This is a genomic window from Psychrobacter sp. JCM 18901, assembly GCF_000586435.1.
Taxonomy (GTDB): domain Bacteria; phylum Pseudomonadota; class Gammaproteobacteria; order Pseudomonadales; family Moraxellaceae; genus Psychrobacter.
Genome location: NZ_BAWH01000043.1, coordinates 1 through 1961, shown reverse-complemented (window position 1 = coordinate 1961; position 1961 = coordinate 1). Strand labels below are relative to the sequence as shown.

Sequence of the window (1961 nt, the reverse complement as noted above, 5' to 3'; positions counted from 1 at the left end):
AATAAACTAGATAGGTACATTCATTTCTCTGGAAAGACTCTTAGTATTTCTCATAGGTTCAATCCAAGAATTATTCAAGATATTAATTGCTGTTAGCAAATGCCAGATAACTGTCGGATATTTTGGTTGTCCATCACCAAGATACTTTTCCAATCTACTCTTATCAATTCCAATTTTATTCAGCTCACTATTAGAATCTAAGATCATACTGTATACTTCTTTTCTAAACTCAATATCAAATAAACTACGAAAATCAAAGTTCTTGCTTCTAGATTCTGCTTCCATAGCTACTCTTTTATCCCAACCACTCTCATAATTCTTGAAAGGGTTGTTTTTTTCAAACCTCCATCGACTACCTTCAATTGGTATGTCTCGCAAGCTTGGATTTAAGAAGGAAATAACATCAAAAAAATAGTCGTTCTTCCCATTTTGTGTTGATATCTATTTTTCGGCTTAATTCTACAACACGATTATCAAGTAGAGGTTCTACTCCAATCCTTCTGAAGCTTAACCCTCTTCTTCTAGCACCTACCCATCTAAAGTTTCTGTTAGAATAATATAAATAATCTAGAGCTAACATAGGATCTATATTAGCCATTTCAATAAGAGATTTGCTGTAAAAACCTGATAACCTAGAACTTTCTACTGCAGATTCGAAAAAAATATTTCCATTCAAAAAAACTTTTAATCATTGTAGTTGCTTGAGAAGCATTTATTGATGAACTTTTTGTTGCCATATATCCGCCTCTCAAAAGCTCACCCCCAACGCCAGACAGTACTGGATTGTTTATAAAAGGCCCATAGTCTTCAATATCATCCCAAGCTGAAGTTTGAAGGTCATGAACATCTAGGACCCTAGATACTCTTGATAACGGGTCTTCATAAGATAAAATACTAGGAGTTGCTCCTGGTGTATTGACTTTATGAGCCCATCCTAATGTTGTTGCAATTTTTTTTCCAAGTATAACATCTGGGTGTTTTTCATAACCACTTGTAGCACATTTAACATCTCTAAGTCCTACCGCATACATTGCTGCTGCTACTAAACGACTATCTCTACCTCCGGATATTGGAAAAGTAATAGACGATAGCTCTAATAGTGGGAGACATGCTTTTTTTAATAGAGCTTGCCAAATCTTCTATTAAATCTTCATAATATTTGCCTTCAGAAATACCCATTTCATAGATATTTTGGTTAAAATCATTTATAAAAATTCCGCTTGCATCTATTCGGATTCGTGAATTTAATTGTAAACATTTAACATTGCTGAAAGCAGAATCTGAATGATTAAAATGTCCATGAATACTAAAATCTCTAAGTGACTCAATGTTATATGAAGGCAAAAACTTTCCAAATGGACTGTTCAAACTCTGTTCAATAAAGTGAGCTATTCTTGAAGACGTAGAGACAACAAAATAGTTATAAATTTCGATATAAAATAATGGGCAGGTCCCAACTGCATCAGTAATGAATTCAATACTATTTAAATCAACTTTAACTAACGAAAATCTGCCTGAAGCTGAAGTTACTTTCTGAAAATTAAAATGATTCTCTACTGTTAAATCTTGATTAGGCAAATTTATTGTTCCAATAACATCAAGGAAGTGAATCTTCTCATTAACTTGTTGAAACGTTCGACTTAGTGGCTCATTAGAGCAGTTCATCCAAACACAACTCGAGTTGTTACCTTGGTTATTACTCGTAACCTCCTGATCAAAGTTTCTTACTGGGAAGAAACGCTTATTAGCATCAAAAAGTAACTTTTGAATATTTTCAACCAATACTTCATCTTCAAAAGCACTAATATTCTTAGAGTATATCGCCGTAAATATTTTCAACTTTTCAACATCCTTAATATAAGAACTACAATACAGAATACTTTCTAACACATTAAATAATGCTATGTACTAAGAAATGATTTTTATTTTCATTACTTATCACTCAATATTTTATTTAGTAT

General features: G+C 32.5%; 3 protein-coding genes. All 3 read right to left on the bottom strand.

Features of this window, described 5'->3' with window-relative positions:
- Positions 1-6 precede the first annotated feature (6 nt).
- The 3 genes from TT11_RS16475 to TT11_RS16465 all read right to left on the bottom strand — a co-directional run bounded on the left by TT11_RS16475 (position 7) and on the right by TT11_RS16465 (position 1839).
- A complete protein-coding gene (locus tag TT11_RS16475) occupies positions 7-285 on the bottom strand; it encodes a hypothetical protein (RefSeq protein WP_261871190.1) in 279 nt (92 codons plus the stop codon).
- A gap of 347 nt (positions 286-632) precedes the next feature.
- Positions 633-1031 carry a hypothetical protein gene (locus tag TT11_RS16470; protein WP_261871189.1) on the bottom strand — a complete coding sequence of 133 codons (399 nt, stop codon included), beginning with the start codon at positions 1029-1031 and terminating at the stop codon, positions 633-635.
- A 25-nt stretch (positions 1032-1056) separates the two neighbouring features.
- The gene (locus tag TT11_RS16465) at positions 1057-1839 is read right to left on the bottom strand and encodes a hypothetical protein (protein ID WP_261871188.1); all 783 of its coding nucleotides are present in this window, start codon (positions 1837-1839) and stop codon (positions 1057-1059) included.
- Positions 1840-1961 lie beyond the last annotated feature (122 nt).

Bases quoted from the DNA above. Each gene is read 5' to 3' on its own strand.
- TT11_RS16475 (WP_261871190.1), bottom strand. From the start codon at position 285: ATGGAAGCAGAATCTAGAAGCAAGAACTTTGATTTTCGTAGTTTATTT.
- TT11_RS16470 (WP_261871189.1), bottom strand. From the start codon at position 1,031: ATGTATGCGGTAGGACTTAGAGATGTTAAATGTGCTACAAGTGGTTAT.